Raw genomic sequence first — 15,160 nt, 5'->3', positions numbered from 1 at the left:
GTACTGCACTCGGGAGGGTGTGGGAGAGTAGGTCGCCGCCGCGCAATTCTTTAACGTTAGGCCCTGTCCGGGGAAACCTGGACAGGGCCTTTCTGCGTTTCCGGGGAAAGCGTTATTGCGGGCGTGGCCGTAGTCGCCGTATCCGCATCGCTGGGGCCCAGACGATCAAACCCCGAGCACGGCTCGGATGTCGAGCACGGTGCGGTACCGGACCCGCCGATGGTCAGGCTCGATGGTCAGGCTATTGCCCCGGGTGCGCGGACCCCGGCCCCGAACCTCGGGATCTCGACTCCGGGTCTCGGCCCCCAATCCCGGATTCCCGCCGCCGGATGTCCGGACCCCGCATGTCCGGACCCCGCATCTCCGGACCCCGCATCTCCGGCCGGGGATCCCGGATCTGGCTTCCGGAACCCCGATCGGCCTCCGTGGCCGGATGCCGGATTCTGGATCCCGGATCTCCGCTCCAAACTCCCGTGGCCCGCGTCTCGGCCCCCCAACCACCGTGGCGCGCGTCTCGGCCCCCCTACCCCCGGGATCCGGCTGCGCCCCCGGATCTCCGCCCCAAAGCCCCGGGATCTCGGTCCCGGGCCCGGATCTCCGCCGCCGGATCTCCGGACCTCGGATCTCAGGACCTCGGATCTCGGATCTCGGAGCTCGGAGCTCCGGCTGGGGATCCCGGATCCTCGATTCTGGGGCCCCGATCTCGGTTCCAGGCGCCCGGATGCCGGATGCCGGATGCCGGATTCCGGATCCTGGGTCCTGGGTCCCGGTGAGCCGCTGCGGTGTCATCACTCTCACGTCCGCCGCTCCGCCAACACCGGGTCGAGCAGCAACCCGGCTACAGGCTCACCCTCACATCGGCCGACGCCGCAAACTGGTGGAGAGTGGTGAGGGGCCGCAGTATCGGCTCCCCAGACGGCTCTCTGAGGCGCTGCCTCCCGAAGATGCCGTCGAGCTGGTCACGCCACGCGGCGAGGAGCGGCGGGTCGAGAGGTTACGGCACCGCTTCTCGCCCGAGGCCAGACCCTCCCGCAGGAGGTCGATGGCGATACCGAGGCTGGCACGGTGTGCTCCAGGTGGAGGCCGACGGGGGAGGACACGACGGGGGAGGACACGACGGGGGAGGACACGACGGGGGAGGACACGACGGGGGAGGACACGACGGGGGAGGCCCTTCGCCACGAGACCGGGTATCCGGAGCGACCTGGTGGCGTGCCCCCGCGTCACACCGAGCAGGCGTACGCCGCGTCATACCGAACAGCCGGGCACAGGCACCGTGACCGTGGTGGCGGAGGCCGGTCAAGGGAGCGGCAGCGCCGTACAGGTGACCCGTGAGATGGCGGCGGGCTCAGGTCGTGGGAGGAGGCGATTCGCGCTGCGTGAGCAGCGGCTCGATGCGGTACGGGATCTGCGTGGAGAGCGCGATCGTCGTGTCGGTGCGCTGGACGGCCGGTGAGGCGAGGATGCGCGCGATGACTTCCTGCAGGTGGTCGGTGCTGCGCGCGACGACGCGGCAGAGCAGGTCGTGCTGGCCGCTGGTGCCGTACACCTCGAGGATCTGGGGCACCTCGCCCAGGGCCTGGACGGCCTCGGTGAGCCGGCCCTGGGCGATCTGGAGGGAGACGAACGCGAGGATCGGGTAGCCGGCGCCCGCCGCGGAGACGGTCGGGCCGAAGTCGAGGATGACCCCGCGCGCGGTCAGCTTCTCGACGCGGGCCTGGACGGTGCCTCTGGCCACGCCGAGCAGGCGGGCCAGTTCGGTCAGGCCGACGCGCGGATGGGCGCGCATGGTCACGAGGAGCCGGGCGTCGAGCTCGTCCATGACCCTCCAGACGATCTGTGCGATTCGCGTAGTTTGATCCCAGTATGGCAGGGCGATAGTGCGCGATTCGACCAGCCAGACTGGTCACTCTTGCCAACGAAAGCCTCAATTGCTGTCATTCAGGCATGTTCGAGGAAGCACAGTACTTCGCGCCGGTCGCCGAGCAGGGCGACGGCTCCGTGGTGGTCGAGTTGGCGGCGTCACACCCTGGGTTTGCCGACCAGGTGTACCGGGCCAGGCGTAACGCGATCGCGGCCCTGGCCGTCAACCACCGGCTGGGCGAGCCCATCCCCGCGGCGGAGTACACCGAGCAGGAGCACGAGATCTGGGCGCTGGTCGCGGGCGAGCTGGCGATCAAGCACAGGAAGTACGCCACGGCGGAGTACCTCGACGGCGCGGCCAGGCTGGGCCTGCCCGACGAGCGGATCCCGCAGTTGGAGGAGGTCAGCGAGCTGCTGGAGCCGCTGACCGGGTTCAGGTACCTGCCCGCGGCCGGTCTGGTGCCGCTCAGGGACTTCTACGGCGTGCTGGCCGACGGCTACTTCCACTCGACGCAGTACATCCGCCACCACTCCGTGCCGTTCTACACGCCAGAGCCCGACGTGATCCACGAGGTGATCGGTCACGCGAACGCGCTGGCCAACGACCGGTTCGCGGCGCTGTACCGGCTGGCGGGAGCCGCCGCGCGGCGGGTGGAGAGCGAGGAGGCGCTGGAGTTCGTCTCGAAGGTCTTCTGGTTCACCATGGAGTTCGGCGTCATGGCCGAAAGCGATGAGCTGCGCGCGTACGGGGCGGGGATCCTGTCGTCGTACGGCGAGGTCGAAGAGTTCAGGGGCATGGACATCAGGCCGCTCGACCTGCGCGAGATGGGCCGCACGCAGTACGACATCACGAAATATCAGGACGTGCTGTTCAGGGCGGAGTCCATGCAGCACCTGGAGGACGTCGTGGGCGCCTTCTGGGAGACCTGCGACGACGACACCATCGCCAGCCTGACCTAGCCGCAGGGAAAGCGCTCAGCACACCTGTGACGGCGTGATCAGCCGGTAGCCCACGCCGCGCACGGTCTGGATCAGCTGGTCGTCGTCGTCACCGAGCCGCGCGCGCAGCCGTTTGACGTGGACGGCGATGGTGTTGGTCGAGGTCCCGTCGGCGGAGTTCCACACGTGCTTCATGATCTGCTCGCGGGTGACCGTCCGGTCGGCGTTGCGCATCAGGTAGTGCAGCAGCTCGAACTCGCGCAGCGGCAGATGCACGGCCCTGCCGTCGACCCGCACCTGGTAAGCGTTGACGTCGAGCTCGACACCGCCCACCGTCAGCACCTTGCGGGTCTCGGCGCCGCCGTGGGAGGCGGCCTGGATGAACGGCAGCAGCTCCAGCACCCGGTACGGCCTGGCCACGCACGCCGAGGCGCCCGCGGCCAGCGCCTGGACGGCCTGCTCGGCGTGCCCCTCTCCGACGCCGAGCAGAACGGGCACCGACCGCGAGAGCCGTACGGCACGCACGAACTCCACCGCGCCGATGGTCGGCAGCGTGGCGCCGACCAGCACGACGTCGGGCTGGAGCGCGCCCGCCTGCAGCAGCGCCTGGGCGCCGTCGGTCACGCCGGTGACCACGACGCCCTCCCGCTCCAGCCCCGCCGCCAGCTCGTGGATGACCTCCTCGTCGGGGTCGGCCACCAGCAGGGTGGGTACTGTCGGGGCGTCCCCGTTCGCCGCGACGACCATCAGCCGAAACGCCCCGTGATGTAGTCCTCGGTGGCCTTCTGGGAGGGGTTGGTGAACATGCGGGAGGTGTCGTCCATTTCGACCACCTTGCCGGGCTGACCCTGGGCGGCGAGGTTGAAGAACGCCGTGCGGTCGCTCACCCGGGCGGCCTGCTGCATGTTGTGGGTGACGATGACGATCGTGTACTCGTCCTTCAGCTTGGTCATGAGGTCCTCGATCGCCAGCGTGGAGATCGGGTCGAGCGCCGAGCACGGCTCGTCCATGAGCAGCACCTGGGGCTTGACGGCGATCGCCCGGGCGATGCAGAGACGCTGCTGCTGACCTCCGGACAGGCCGGCGCCCGGCTTGTTGAGGCGGTCCTTGACCTCGTTCCAGAGGTTGGCGCCCTTGAGCGACTCCTCGACGATGCCGTCGGTCTCCGACCTGGACATGCGGCCGTTGAGCTTGAGGCCGGCGGCCACGTTCTCGTAGATCGACATCGTGGGGAACGGGTTGGGCCGCTGGAAGACCATGCCGATCGAGCGGCGGACCGAGACGGGCTCGATGTCGGCGCTGTAGAGGTCTTCACCGTCGAGCAGCACCTTGCCCTCGACGCGCGCGCCGGGGATGACCTCGTGCATGCGGTTGAGGGTGCGCAGGAACGTGGACTTTCCGCAGCCGGACGGGCCGATGAACGCGGTGACCGAACGCGGCTCGATGGTCATCGAGACGTCCTCGATGGCCTTGTGCGATCCGTAGTACGCGTCGAGGCCCGAGACCTGGATCTGCTTGGACATGGGGGCGGATACCTCCTATCGGGCCCTGGCAGGCGAGCGCCACCAGGCGATGAGGCGCGCGACCAGGTTCAGCAGCATGACGATCAGGATGAGCGTGAGGGCACCGGCCCACGCGCGGTCGATGGCGGTGTCGTTGGGGCGCGCCGCCTGGTCGAACACGTAGAGGGGGAGCCCCATCTGCGGCCCGTTGAACGGATCGTTGTTGATGGAGTCGGTGAAGAACACGGTCAGCAGCAGCGGCGCGGTCTCACCGGCGACGCGGGCGATGGCCAGCATGACGCCGGTGACGATGCCGGTGAACGCGGTGGGCAGTACGACCTTCAGGATCGTCCGCCACTTGGGCACGCCCAGGGCGTAGGAGGCTTCGCGCAGGTCGTTGGGGACCAGCTTGAGCATTTCCTCGGCCGAGCGGACCACGGTCGGCATCATCAGGATCGACAGCGCGAGCGCGCCGGCGAATCCGGAGAACGGGATGCCGAGGAAGAGGATCCAGAAGGCGAAGATGAACAGGCCGGAAACGATCGAGGGGACGCCGGTCATGACGTCCACGAAGAAGCTGATCATACGGCTGAGCCGCCCGCCGTTGCCGTACTCCACCAGGTAGATGGCGGTGAGCACGCCGATGGGCACCGCGATCGCCGAGGCCAGCAGGACCTGTTCGAGGGTGCCGATGATGGCGTGGTAGGCGCCGCCGCCCGCGTCGCGGGCGCCGATGCCGCGCATCGAGTGGGTCAGGAACTCCAGGTCGAAGCGGGCCAGGCCGTTCTTGACGACCAGCCACAGGACGGAGACGAGCGGCACCACGGCCAGCGCGAAGGCCAGGTAGACCAGGAACTGGACGATCCGGTCCTTGACCCGCCGCCCGGTCGAGACATGCTGGATCGTGGTCATACGACCTCCTTCGTCGGCCGCATGACCACGACGTGGCTGTGTCTGATGAGTCGCTCGCGATGCTCGCTCATGCCGCGGCCCCCGAGTATTCCTTGCGCCGGGCGATCACCATGCGGGCGCCCATGTTGACCAGCAGCGTGATGACGAACAGCACCAGGCCGGAGGCGATGAGCGCGCCTCGGCCGATGGGGGTCGCCTCACCGAAGCCGTTGGCGATGTTGGCCGCGATGCTGTTGGCGTGCGGGGTGAGGATCTGGAAGCTGATGTCGAAGGTGGCGGGGAAGATGAGCGCGACCGCGATGGTCTCGCCCATGGCCCTGCCGAGCCCGAGCATCGCGGCGCTGATGACGCCGGGGCGGCCGAACGGCAGCACCGCCATCCTGATCATCTCCCAGCGGGTCGCGCCGAGCGCCAGCGCCGCCTCCTCGTGCATCTTCGGCGCCTGCAGGAAGACCTCGCGGGAGATCGCCGCGATGATCGGCAGGATCATGATGGCCAGGATGATGCCGCCCGCCAGCATGGTCTTGCCGCCGATGACGCCTTCCCCGGCGAACAGCGGGAACCAGCCGAGGTGCTCGTTGAGCCACTCGGACGGCGTCTTGAGGAGGGGGACGAGGAAGACCAGGCCCCACAGGCCGTAAATGACGCTGGGCACCGCGGCGAGCAGGTCGACGAGGTAGCCGAGGGGCCCCGCCAGGCGGCGGGGCGCGTAGTGGGAGATGAACAGCGCGACGCCCACCGCGATCGGGGTCGCGATGACCAGGGCGAGGGCCGAGCTGAGCACGGTCCCGAACGCCAGGGCGGCGATGCCGAAGACCTGGCTGCTGTTGGGCTCCCAGATGAGATCGGTGAAGAAGTTGCCCTTGTTCGCCTGCAACGCGGGAATCGCCTCGCTGATCAGGAAGACGGCGATGGCCGCCATGATCCCGAGCAGGACGATGCCGGCACCGGTGGAGGCGTAGCGGAAGGGTCCCTCACCATGGGTGCGCCGGGAGGCGGCCCGGCGCGTGGCCGGCCCGCCTCCTCGGGTGCGAACGTCGGTGGACATGGGTTAGGAGATCGCCTCGACGGCCGCGCGAACCTTGGTGAGCAGCGCCGCGGGGAGCGGGGCGTAGCCCAGGTCCTTCAGGGAGGCCTGGCCCTCGTCGCTCGCGGTGTAGCCGAGGAAGGACTTGACCAGCGGAACCTGGTCGGCGGGCAGGCCCTTCTCGCAGGTGATCTCGTAGGTCACCAGGACGATCGGGTAGGCGCCGGCGGCCTTGGTGGCGTAGTCGATGCTCAGCTTGAGGTCGTTGCCAGTGCCCTTGATCTCGGCGGCCTCGACGGTCTTGCCCGCGCTGTCGGCGGTCAGCTCGACGAACTCGCCCGAGCCGTTGGCGACCTTGGCCTTCTGCAGCTGGGAGTTGTCGGCGTAGGAGAGCTCCACGTAGCCGATGGCGCCCTCGGCGCCCTTCACCGAGGCGGCGACCTGGTCGGAGCCCTTGGCGCCCTGGCCCTTGGCCTCGGCCGGCCACGCCTTGGCGGGCTCGTACGGCCACTCGGCCGTGGCCTTGAGGAACTTGGTGAAGTTGTCGCTGGTGCCGGACTCGTCCGAGCGGTGGAAGGCCTGGATCGGCGTGGACGGCAGCTTCGCGTCGGGGTTGTCGGCCTTGATGGCCGCGTCGTCCCACTTGGTGATCGTGCTGTTGAAGATGCCGGCGATCGTCTTGGGCGACAGCTGCAGGCCGTCGACGCCGGGGAGGTTGTAGACCACGGCGACCGGGCCGGTGACCATCGGCAGGTTGATGGCCTTGCCGGTCTTGCAGCGCGCGTCGGCCTGGGCGGGCTCGCCCTTGTCGTCCTTCAGCGCCGAGTCGGAGCCGGCGAAGGAGATCGTGCCCTGGATGAACGCCTGGACACCGGCGCCGGAACCGCTGGGCTGGTAGTTCAGGTTGACGTTCGGGTTCTTCGCCTGGAAGTCCTTCTTCCACTGGTCGATCGCGTTGGCCTGAGCCGAGGACCCAGCCGCGTTGATCGTGCCGCTGAGGGCGTTGTCGTTGCCCTGGGCGGCGGCGGACGCGGACGCGGTGCCGGCGGGGGCACCAGTGTTGTTGTCGGTGCCGCACGCAGCGAGCGAGAGCGCGCCGACGACGGCGACGGCGGCGAGCCGGCCTGCATACTTCACGGTTGGGTTTCCTCCCACTTGGTCCTTAGTCGACTCAGACGTTAGGCAGCCAAGGTGACTCGACCCCCGAATCGGGGTGAACGTTCGGTGAACGAGCCAGGTCAGCATCATGATGGGATGCATGACGTATCGCGTGTCTCTGGTGTGTATGGGCAATATCTGCCGCTCGCCGATGGCGGAGGTGGTGGTCAGACGCACGCTCGACCAGCACGGGCTGGGCGGAAAGGTGGTGCTGGACAGCGCGGGGACCGGCGGCTGGCACGTCGGCGGCCCCATGGACGAGCGCGCCGCCGAGGTGCTGGCCCAGCACGGGTACGACGGGTCGCCGCACCGCGCCAGGCAGTTCGACTTCGACCGCTATGACCTGGTCCTGGCCATGGACAGGGAGAACCTCAGGGCGTTGCGCCGCGTCGTACCCGAGGGCACCGACGTCCGCCTGTTCCGCTCGTTCGACCCTGACGCGCCCGACGGGGCCGAGGTGCCCGACCCCTACTATGGCGGGCACGACGGCTTCGAGATCGTGCTCGGGCAGGTGAAAGCGGCTGCCGAGGGGCTGGCGACCTACCTTGCCGATCGTCTGGACTGAGGATCTCGGCTCCTCGCACGCCTGGCGGCTGCGCAGGGGGACGCTCGACACGAGCTCGCCCGGACCCACCTGCTGGGGGCGGACGCCTTCGGCGCTCCGTGGCCGGGGTTCATCGCCGAGCTGCCGATGCCGAACGAGCCGGCCGCGCCGTGCTCATCGACCCGGCGGCGCACGGCGGCCACCGCGAAAGCGACCTGGCGCTCTAGAGCTAGCGGGCGGCCAGGCGGCTGAGGACCTCGTCGTGGAGCACGCCGTTGGTGCAGACCAGCCCGCCGGACTCCAGGCCCTTGCCGCCGTCGAGCCCCGTCCACCGGCCGCCGGCCTCCTCGACGATCACCGTCAGCGCGGCGATGTCCCAGGGGGACAGGTCGGGCTCGGCCGACAGGTCGGCCGACCCCTCGGCGACCATCATGTGGGACCAGAAGTCGCCGTAGGCTCGGGTCCGCCAGCATCCGCGGCCCAGGTCGAGGAACGGCTCCAGCCGTCCGGCCTTCTCCCATTCCTCGATGTCGGAGTAGGAGAAGGAGGCGTCCTCCAGCTTGCTCACCGACGAGACCCGCATGCGTGAGGCCTTGGTCAGGCTCTTGCCGCTCCACGCGCCGCCGTCGCGCGCCGCCCACCAGCGGCGGCCGAGCGCGGGCGCGGACACCAGGCCGACCACGACCTCGGCGTGGTCCATGAGCGCGATCAGCGTCGCCCAGACGGGAACTCCGCGCACGTAGTTCTTGGTGCCGTCGATCGGGTCGATGATCCACGAGCGCGCGCCGTAGCCAGTCTTGCCGAACTCCTCGCCCACGATCGCGTCACGGGGCCTGGCCCTGCGCAGCGTGCCCCTGATCGCCTCCTCGACCGCCCTGTCGGCGTCGCTGACCGGGGTGAGGTCGGGCTTGGTCTCGACCTTGAGGTCGACCGCCTTGAACCGGCGCATGGTCAGGTCGTCGGCGGCGTCCGCCATGACATGCGCGAGACGCAGATCGTCGCTGTAACCCGTCACGAGAAGCCACGCTATCGCGTCGGAGGCCGCTGCCATGAGAGCGGTCATATCCCAATTGAGAGTTACTCACCAGTAGCATGGCGGCATGTCATTCGACCTCGGCGAGTTCATGCTGCAGACGGTGCCGTTCACCCGCTTCCTCGGCATCTCCTTCGACAAGGTGGAGGACGGGACGGCGATCTGCCGCCTGCTCGACCGCCCCGAACTGCACAACCACGTCGGCGGCCCGCACGCGGGGACGCTGTTCACGCTCGCCGAGACGGCCTCGGGCGCGGCGACGCTGTCGGCGTTCGGCGACCAGCTCTCGCGCGCGGTGCCGCTGCCGACGACCGCCACGATCCGGTACCGGAAGGTGGCGGTGGGGGAGGTGGTGGCCGAGGCGCGGCTGCTGGCCTCCCGCCAGGAGGTCGTCGCACGGCTCGACGCGGGCGAGCGGCCCGAGTTCGACGTGGAGGTGGAGATCCGCAACGCCGAGGGCACTCCGGTCGCGGAGCTGACCGTCACCTGGACCCTGCGCCCCAACCGCTGATCGCGGCCCCACCCGACGCAGCCCCAACCGCTGAGCGCGGCCCCGCCCGCTCTCCCGTCTGTACGGCAGGCACGGGAGGGCGCCAAGGTGGTCACCGGCCGGCGCCCGTCCAGGGATACGCTCACCGAGCGCGCGACCGCGCCGTCGTAACGGACGCCGCCGTAACGGACACGGCCGGCCGTACAGGCTCAGTCGTCGGTGTCGGGCGCGCCCTCGCGGCTGGCCAGCAACCGCCGCAGCGACTCGAGCCTGGCGGGGTCGGCGTGCCCGGCGGCCACCCACGCGTCGAGCGCGCAGCCGTCGGCCAGATGGGTGCAGCCCTTGGGGCACTCGACCGTGCCCTCCACCAGATCGGGGAAACCGGCCAGGACGGTCTCGACCGACACGTGGGCCAGCCCGAAACTGCGCACGCCGGGCGTGTCGATGATCCAGCCGCCCTCGGGCAGCTCCAGCGCGACCGCCGAGCTGGAGGTGTGGCGCCCGCGCCCGGTGATCGCGTTGACGTGGGAGACGGCCCGGTTGGCATCGGGGACCAGCGCGTTGACCAGCGTGGACTTGCCGACGCCCGAATGGCCGACGAGCACGCTGATGTGGCCGGTCAGCCGGTCGCGCAGCGCGTCGAGGTCGCCGCCCTTCTGGACGACGACGTAGGGCACGCCGAGCGGCTCGTACTGCGCGACCAGCTCGGCCGGCGGCGCCAGGTCGGACTTGGTCAGGCACAGCAGCGGCTCGATCTCGGCGTCGAAGGCGGCGACCAGGATCCGGTCGATCATCCTGGGCCGCGGCGGCGGGTCGGCCAGGGCCGTGACGATGACCAGCTGCTCGGCGTTGGCGACGATCGGGCGCTCGATGCCGTCGGTGTCGTCGGTGTCGTCGGCGCTGCGCCGCAGCATCGACGTGCGCGGCTCGACCCTGACCACCCTGGCCAGGGTGTCGGCGTCGCCGGAGACGTCGCCGACGAGCGCCACCCTGTCGCCGACGACGATGCCCTTGCGGCCCAGCTCGCGGGCCTTCATCGCGGTGACCGTGCGGCGCCGGCGGTCCTTCTTCCTGCGGCCCTCGGTCTCGACCAGGCAGGTGTAGCGGCCCCTGTCGACCGCGACCACGAAGCCTTCGACGGCGTCCTCGTGGGCAGGACGGATCCTGGTCCGCGGCCGCGAGCCCTTGCCCGGCCTGACCCTGACGTCGTCCTCGTCGTACTCCCGCCTTCTCAGCGGTCCGCTCCTTGCCGCGAGAAGCCGGTCACGACTGCCCACTCCCCAGCATCTCCGCCCACATCCGGGCGAACTCGGGAAGAGTCTTACCCGTCGTCGCGATGTCCTCCACCTCGACGCCGGGGACCGCGAGCCCGATGACGGCGCCCGCGGTGGCCATGCGGTGGTCGGCGTAGCTGTGGAAGACGCCGCCGTGGAGCTTCACCGGGCGGACGATCAGGCCGTCGGCCGTCTCCTCCGCGTCGCCGCCCAGCCTGTTGATCTCGGTGACGAGGGCGGCGAGCCGGTCGGTCTCGTGCCCCCGCAGGTGGGCGATGCCCCTCAGCGTGCTGGGCGAGGTGGCCAGGGCGGCCAGGGCGGCGATCGTCGGGGTGAGCTCGCCCACCTCGTGGAGGTCGGCGTCGATGCCCGCGATCTCGCCCGAGCCGGTGACCGTGAGCCCTTCGCCGGTCGTGGACACGGCAGCGCCCATCGCGCTCAGCAGCGGGCGCAGCTCGTCGCCAGGCTGGGTCGTGGCGGACGGCCAGCCGGGGATGGTCACCGTGCCGCCGGTGATGAGCGCGGCCGCCAGGAACGGCGCGGCGTTGGACAGGTCGGGCTCGACGACCAGGTCCATGGCCGCGATCGGGCCGGGCTCGACGCACCACACGTCGGGCTCGCCGTCGTCGACCCGCACCCCCGCGGCGCGCAGCATCTGGACGGTCATCTCGATGTGCGGCATCGACGGCACCGGCGCGCCCTCGTGGCGGATCGTGACGCCCTTCTCGAACCTGGGGGCCGTCAGCAGCAGACCGGAGATGAGCTGCGAGGAGGCCGAGGCATCGATCGTGACCTCGCCGCCGGTGATCGGCCCCCTGATCGTGAACGGCAGCGCGTCGTTGTCGACCTCGGCGCCGAGCGCGCGCAGGGCGCCGAGGATCTGGCCCATCGGACGCTTGCGGGCGTGGGGGTCGCCGTCGAAGAAGACCTCGCCGTCGGCCAACGCCGCCATGGGCGGCACGAAGCGCATCACGGTGCCGGCCAGGCCCACGTCAATGCGGGCGCCGCCGCGCACCTGACCCGGCGTGACCTGCCAGTCGACGCCTGAGGCGCTCTCGTTGGACGGAGTCAACCCGGTGCCGAGCGCGCGCATGGCGGCGGCCATGAGGTCGGCGTCGCGGCTGCGCAGCGCCTGCCGTACGGTGCCGGGGCCGTCGGCGAGCGCGGCGAGCAGCAGCGCCCTGTTGGTCACGGACTTGGAGCCGGGCAGAGGGACGGTGGCGGAGACCGGAGCGGACGCCGTCGGAGCTGGCCAGAGCGGAGCGGGCATGCGACAAGCCTATCGGGCGCTCGCGGGTCGGCCGTAGCACATGATCACCGGCACGTGGCAGGGTGGAGTCATGTGCGGCAGATACGCCTCAGCGCGCAAGAAGCATGAGCTCCTGGAGGAGTTCCAGGTCGAGCAGGACGCCTCGCCTGACCAGGAGCTGGCGCCCGACTACAACGTGGCGCCGACCAAGCAGGTCTACGCGGTGCTGAGCAGGGTGCCGCAGGACGCCCAACGGGCGGTCAGGCAGCTGCGCGTCCTGCGGTGGGGGCTGGTGCCGGTGTGGGCGAAGGACCCGTCCATCGGCTCCCGCATGATCAACGCGAGGCTGGAGACGGTCGCCGAGAAGCCGGCCTTCAAGCGGGCGTTCGCCTCGCGCAGGTGCCTACTGCCGGCCGATGGCTATTTCGAGTGGATGCCAGTAGAGGGCGAAAAGAAGAAGAAGCAGCCCTTCTACATCCACCCCGAGGACGACGGCGTGCTCGCGATGGCCGGGCTGTACGAGTTCTGGAAAGACCCGACCAGAGCCGACGACGACCCGCTGAAGTGGCTGGTGACCTGCACGGTGATCACCACGCAAGCCGAGGACGCCCTCGGGCACATCCACGACAGGATGCCGATGATGATCGAGCGGGAGCGCTGGGCCGAGTGGCTCGACCCGAAGCTCACCGACACCGAGCAGGCCTCCAGGCTGCTGGTTCCCGCCGACTCGGGACGGCTGGTCGCTTACCCCGTCTCCACCGACGTCAACAGCGTCCGCAACAACGGCCCGCACCTGATCGAGCCGCAACAACCGGAGGAAGAAAGCGCACTTTTCTAGGCGGGCGGTGTAAGAAGCACGCTAAGTGGGCATCCGGTCAGGAAAGCGATGCATCCGTTCACTCGGAGTCACCGCACATTCACCCCCCCGAACGCACCGGGCGGGACCTCCGGGGAGTTCCGCTTTCGGCTGCCCCCGCCTACCCGGAGGTGCGGACCGTGGACGACACGACCGTTCGTCAGCGACTGGAGAGCATGCTCGCCGAGCTCGACAGGTCGATCGGCGTGCTGCGTGGAGACCCGGTGGCCGTGGCGGACCGCTCGGCGGCCGACGCGGGCTCCGACCTGACCGACACCGACCGGGCCCAGGCCATGCTGACCGTCGCGACCGCGCATCGGGGCGTGATCGTGGCCGCGCTCACCCGGCTCGACGAGGGTACGTACGGCGACTGCGTCGACTGCGGCAGGCCGGTGCCCGAAGGACGGCTGGAGGCCCGCCCCGAGGCCGCCAGATGCGTCCAGTGCCAGGCCAAGCAGGAGCGAAGGCGCTGAGCTCACTTCTTGAGCGCGCTGGCCACCAGGTGGATGCCCACCGTGTCGTCGTCGTCGGGATGGGCGTCGAGCTCCGTGCGCACCAGCCAGGCCAGCGCCCTGGTGTCGGTGGCCAGCACGTGGTCGACGGTGGAGGGCGACAGCACGGTGCGCGGCCGTACCCACTCGACCTCGAGGCCCGCGCCGGTGAGCAGCTCGCGCAACTGGCCGCTGCTGAAGCAGCGGGTGATGCTGCCGTCGGGCCACGGCACCAGCATGACCTCGCCGGTCTGGCGCAGGTGGGCCCAGTAGTTCTGCTCGGCCAGTATCGCCATGCCGAGCACCAGGGAGTCGACGCACACCAGCGCGCGCCCGCCGGGGCGCAGCACGCGGACCACGTCCTCGATCGCCGACTCGGCCATCAGCTCGATGGACAGCGCCCGCTCCTCGGCCACGACCGCGTCGACGCTGCCGTCTGGCAGGAACCCCAGGTCGTCGGCGCGGACCTGGCGCACCCGGTCGGCATCGCGCAGCTGTTGCTGCCCCTCCAGCGCACGGCGGAAGTCGACGACCTCGATCACCTTGTGGCCCGCCTTCGCGGCATGGGCCGACCAGCGACCCCGGCCGCCGGACAGGTCGAGAATGGTGGAGGGACGACCGGGAAGCCAGCGATTCAGCTGCTCGGCGACGACTGCACGATAGAACGTCCAGTACGGCCCGAGCGTGCCTGAGCCGTTCAGTTCCTCGGCCGGAATGGGCAGCACACGCGTCTCCTGTGTTCCGGAAAAGGTACGTTAGTTTTTCCCCGTACCGGGTCGTTCGTCACCTCTCATCTTGTGGGAACAGACGCGCGCGCGGGCGTGTTGCAGACGAACATGCTCACATTGCTCGAACCCGTCCCCGGTGGCCTGCCGGTCGTTGACGAGCGGGTATCCTCCCTGAAGTACGGTGTTCCGCCACAGCAGGCCACCGGCGATCTTAGGGGGGTGGGTCCGGTGCCCGCGACAGGCACGGAGACTCTGGAGAAGCGCAGCGAGCGGTTCGAGCGCGATGTCATGCCATACCTCGACCAGCTCTACTCCGCCGCGCTTCGGATGACCCGCAACCCGGCCGATGCGGAGGACCTGCTCCAGGAGACCTTCGCCAAGGCGTTCGCGTCCTTCCACCAGTTCCAGGAAGGCACCAACCTCAAGGCCTGGCTCTACCGGATCCTGACCAACACCTTCATCAACAGCTACCGCAAGAAGCAGCGGGAGCCGAAGCAGTCGGGCACCGAGGAGATCGAGGACTGGCAGCTGGCGCGCGCCGAGTCCCACACTTCGAGCGGGCTGAAGTCGGCCGAGGTGGAGGCGCTGGAGCACCTGCCCGACGGCGACATCAAGGAGGCGCTCGCCGCGCTTCCCGAGGAGTTCAGGATCGCGGTCTACCTGGCCGACGTGGAGGGCTTCCCGTACAAGGAGATCGCCGACATCATGGGCACCCCCATCGGCACGGTGATGTCGCGACTCCACCGCGGCCGCAGGCAGCTGCGGACGCATCTCGAAGACTACGCCCGCGAGCGCGGCCTGGTCCCGGCGGAGGGATCCCGATGAGCTGTGGCGAACCGCACGACAAAGACTGTCGCGAGGTGCTCGACAAGGTCTACGCCTACCTCGACGGCGAGCTGGCCGAGGGCGAGACCTTCGACATAACGGTCCACCTCGACGAGTGCAGCCCCTGCCTGCAGGAGTACGACCTCGACAAGGCGGTCAAGGCGCTGGTCGCCAAACACTGCGGCTGCGACCCCGTCCCCGACGACCTGCGCTCGAAGGTTCTCGACCGCATCGCCCGGGTGCGCGCGGAGCTGGCCGACTAGCATGGC

Annotated in this window: 17 protein-coding genes; 7 read left to right on the top strand and 10 right to left on the bottom strand. The window is 69.7% G+C overall.

The window, feature by feature from the left end; genetic code table 11:
• Positions 1–1,348: 1,348 nt before the first annotated feature.
• On the bottom strand, positions 1,349–1,822 hold the full coding sequence (locus ACFXJ8_RS40050; RefSeq protein ID WP_379650176.1) for an Lrp/AsnC family transcriptional regulator: 474 nt from the start codon (positions 1,820–1,822) through the stop codon (positions 1,349–1,351).
• Between the two features lie 125 nt (positions 1,823–1,947).
• Here ACFXJ8_RS40050 and ACFXJ8_RS40045 point away from each other — a divergent pair, with 125 nt between their 5' ends.
• Positions 1,948–2,823 carry a phenylalanine 4-monooxygenase gene (locus tag ACFXJ8_RS40045; RefSeq protein ID WP_379650174.1) on the top strand — a complete coding sequence of 292 codons (876 nt, stop codon included), beginning with the start codon at positions 1,948–1,950 and terminating at the stop codon, positions 2,821–2,823.
• Between the two features lie 15 nt (positions 2,824–2,838).
• Here ACFXJ8_RS40045 and ACFXJ8_RS40040 read toward each other — a convergent pair whose 3' ends face one another.
• The 5 genes from ACFXJ8_RS40040 to pstS all read right to left on the bottom strand — a co-directional run bounded on the left by ACFXJ8_RS40040 (position 2,839) and on the right by pstS (position 7,380).
• On the bottom strand, positions 2,839–3,549 hold the full coding sequence (locus tag ACFXJ8_RS40040) for a response regulator transcription factor (RefSeq protein WP_379650172.1): 711 nt from the start codon (positions 3,547–3,549) through the stop codon (positions 2,839–2,841).
• On the bottom strand, positions 3,549–4,325 hold the full coding sequence (gene pstB, locus ACFXJ8_RS40035) for a phosphate ABC transporter ATP-binding protein PstB (RefSeq protein ID WP_379650170.1): 777 nt from the start codon (positions 4,323–4,325) through the stop codon (positions 3,549–3,551). The genes ACFXJ8_RS40040 and pstB overlap by 1 nt, the downstream gene beginning before the upstream one ends.
• Positions 4,326–4,340: 15 nt before the next feature.
• Positions 4,341–5,216, bottom strand: a complete 876-nt coding sequence (gene pstA / locus ACFXJ8_RS40030; protein WP_379650168.1) for a phosphate ABC transporter permease PstA — start codon at positions 5,214–5,216, stop codon at positions 4,341–4,343.
• Between the two features lie 67 nt (positions 5,217–5,283).
• Positions 5,284–6,264: a phosphate ABC transporter permease subunit PstC gene (gene pstC / locus ACFXJ8_RS40025; protein WP_379650167.1), complete on the bottom strand. Its 981-nt coding sequence runs from the start codon at positions 6,262–6,264 to the stop codon at positions 5,284–5,286.
• 3 nt (positions 6,265–6,267) lie between these two features.
• Entirely contained in the window at positions 6,268–7,380 is a 1,113-nt protein-coding gene (gene pstS, locus ACFXJ8_RS40020; RefSeq protein ID WP_379650165.1) for a phosphate ABC transporter substrate-binding protein PstS, read from the bottom strand.
• Between the two features lie 121 nt (positions 7,381–7,501).
• On the opposite strand from pstS, the gene ACFXJ8_RS40015 reads away from it, so the two are divergent.
• A complete protein-coding gene (locus ACFXJ8_RS40015; RefSeq protein WP_379650163.1) occupies positions 7,502–7,966 on the top strand; it encodes a low molecular weight protein-tyrosine-phosphatase in 465 nt (154 codons plus the stop codon).
• A gap of 208 nt (positions 7,967–8,174) precedes the next feature.
• On the opposite strand, the gene hisN is transcribed toward ACFXJ8_RS40015, so the two are convergent.
• Positions 8,175–8,996, bottom strand: a complete 822-nt coding sequence (gene hisN / locus ACFXJ8_RS40010; protein ID WP_379650181.1) for a histidinol-phosphatase — start codon at positions 8,994–8,996, stop codon at positions 8,175–8,177.
• A gap of 49 nt (positions 8,997–9,045) precedes the next feature.
• Between hisN and ACFXJ8_RS40005 the strand changes: the two genes are divergently transcribed.
• Positions 9,046–9,489, top strand: a complete 444-nt coding sequence (locus ACFXJ8_RS40005; protein WP_379650161.1) for a DUF4442 domain-containing protein — start codon at positions 9,046–9,048, stop codon at positions 9,487–9,489.
• 188 nt (positions 9,490–9,677) lie between these two features.
• Here ACFXJ8_RS40005 and rsgA read toward each other — a convergent pair whose 3' ends face one another.
• Both rsgA and aroA read right to left on the bottom strand, forming a co-directional pair.
• The gene (gene rsgA / locus ACFXJ8_RS40000; protein ID WP_379650179.1) at positions 9,678–10,703 is read right to left on the bottom strand and encodes a ribosome small subunit-dependent GTPase A; all 1,026 of its coding nucleotides are present in this window, start codon (positions 10,701–10,703) and stop codon (positions 9,678–9,680) included.
• A gap of 28 nt (positions 10,704–10,731) precedes the next feature.
• Positions 10,732–12,012, bottom strand: a complete 1,281-nt coding sequence (aroA, locus tag ACFXJ8_RS39995) for a 3-phosphoshikimate 1-carboxyvinyltransferase (protein WP_379650159.1) — start codon at positions 12,010–12,012, stop codon at positions 10,732–10,734.
• 70 nt (positions 12,013–12,082) lie between these two features.
• Here aroA and ACFXJ8_RS39990 point away from each other — a divergent pair, with 70 nt between their 5' ends.
• Together ACFXJ8_RS39990 and ACFXJ8_RS39985 are read left to right on the top strand one after the other, a co-directional pair.
• On the top strand, positions 12,083–12,829 hold the full coding sequence (locus tag ACFXJ8_RS39990) for an SOS response-associated peptidase (RefSeq protein WP_379650157.1): 747 nt from the start codon (positions 12,083–12,085) through the stop codon (positions 12,827–12,829).
• A 158-nt stretch (positions 12,830–12,987) separates the two neighbouring features.
• Positions 12,988–13,320 (top strand): TraR/DksA family transcriptional regulator, encoded by a 333-nt coding sequence (locus tag ACFXJ8_RS39985; RefSeq protein ID WP_379650156.1) that lies wholly within the window; start codon positions 12,988–12,990, stop codon positions 13,318–13,320.
• A 2-nt stretch (positions 13,321–13,322) separates the two neighbouring features.
• Here ACFXJ8_RS39985 and ACFXJ8_RS39980 read toward each other — a convergent pair whose 3' ends face one another.
• Complete coding sequence (locus tag ACFXJ8_RS39980) at positions 13,323–14,063, bottom strand: class I SAM-dependent methyltransferase (RefSeq protein WP_379650154.1); 741 nt, start codon at positions 14,061–14,063, stop codon at positions 13,323–13,325.
• Between the two features lie 222 nt (positions 14,064–14,285).
• Between ACFXJ8_RS39980 and ACFXJ8_RS39975 the strand changes: the two genes are divergently transcribed.
• Together ACFXJ8_RS39975 and rsrA are read left to right on the top strand one after the other, a co-directional pair.
• Positions 14,286–14,891, top strand: coding sequence for a sigma-70 family RNA polymerase sigma factor (locus ACFXJ8_RS39975; RefSeq protein ID WP_379650153.1), 606 nt, complete (start codon positions 14,286–14,288; stop codon positions 14,889–14,891).
• Positions 14,888–15,154, top strand: coding sequence for a mycothiol system anti-sigma-R factor (rsrA, locus tag ACFXJ8_RS39970; RefSeq protein WP_379650151.1), 267 nt, complete (start codon positions 14,888–14,890; stop codon positions 15,152–15,154). The genes ACFXJ8_RS39975 and rsrA overlap by 4 nt, the downstream gene beginning before the upstream one ends.
• The last annotated feature ends 6 nt before the right edge of the window (positions 15,155–15,160 follow it).

Source organism: Nonomuraea sp. NPDC059194, from assembly GCF_042754765.1.
Classification (GTDB): domain Bacteria; phylum Actinomycetota; class Actinomycetes; order Streptosporangiales; family Streptosporangiaceae; genus Nonomuraea.
The sequence above is the reverse complement of the archived record's forward strand: the minus strand, read 5'-3'. Positions and strand labels throughout refer to the sequence as shown.

What these genes read in the sequence shown, in the direction of transcription:
- rsrA (WP_379650151.1), top strand. Translation starts at nt 14,888, where the DNA reads ATGAGCTGTGGCGAACCGCACGACAAAGACTGTCGCGAGGTGCTCGAC.
- ACFXJ8_RS40050 (WP_379650176.1), bottom strand. Translation starts at nt 1,822, where the DNA reads ATGGACGAGCTCGACGCCCGGCTCCTCGTGACCATGCGCGCCCATCCG.
- ACFXJ8_RS40040 (WP_379650172.1), bottom strand. Translation starts at nt 3,549, where the DNA reads ATGGTCGTCGCGGCGAACGGGGACGCCCCGACAGTACCCACCCTGCTG.
- pstB (WP_379650170.1), bottom strand. Translation starts at nt 4,325, where the DNA reads ATGTCCAAGCAGATCCAGGTCTCGGGCCTCGACGCGTACTACGGATCG.
- aroA (WP_379650159.1), bottom strand. Translation starts at nt 12,012, where the DNA reads ATGCCCGCTCCGCTCTGGCCAGCTCCGACGGCGTCCGCTCCGGTCTCC.
- ACFXJ8_RS39990 (WP_379650157.1), top strand. Translation starts at nt 12,083, where the DNA reads ATGTGCGGCAGATACGCCTCAGCGCGCAAGAAGCATGAGCTCCTGGAG.
- ACFXJ8_RS40015 (WP_379650163.1), top strand. Translation starts at nt 7,502, where the DNA reads ATGACGTATCGCGTGTCTCTGGTGTGTATGGGCAATATCTGCCGCTCG.
- ACFXJ8_RS40005 (WP_379650161.1), top strand. Translation starts at nt 9,046, where the DNA reads ATGTCATTCGACCTCGGCGAGTTCATGCTGCAGACGGTGCCGTTCACC.
- ACFXJ8_RS40045 (WP_379650174.1), top strand. Translation starts at nt 1,948, where the DNA reads ATGTTCGAGGAAGCACAGTACTTCGCGCCGGTCGCCGAGCAGGGCGAC.
- pstA (WP_379650168.1), bottom strand. Translation starts at nt 5,216, where the DNA reads ATGACCACGATCCAGCATGTCTCGACCGGGCGGCGGGTCAAGGACCGG.
- hisN (WP_379650181.1), bottom strand. Translation starts at nt 8,996, where the DNA reads ATGGCAGCGGCCTCCGACGCGATAGCGTGGCTTCTCGTGACGGGTTAC.
- pstC (WP_379650167.1), bottom strand. Translation starts at nt 6,264, where the DNA reads ATGTCCACCGACGTTCGCACCCGAGGAGGCGGGCCGGCCACGCGCCGG.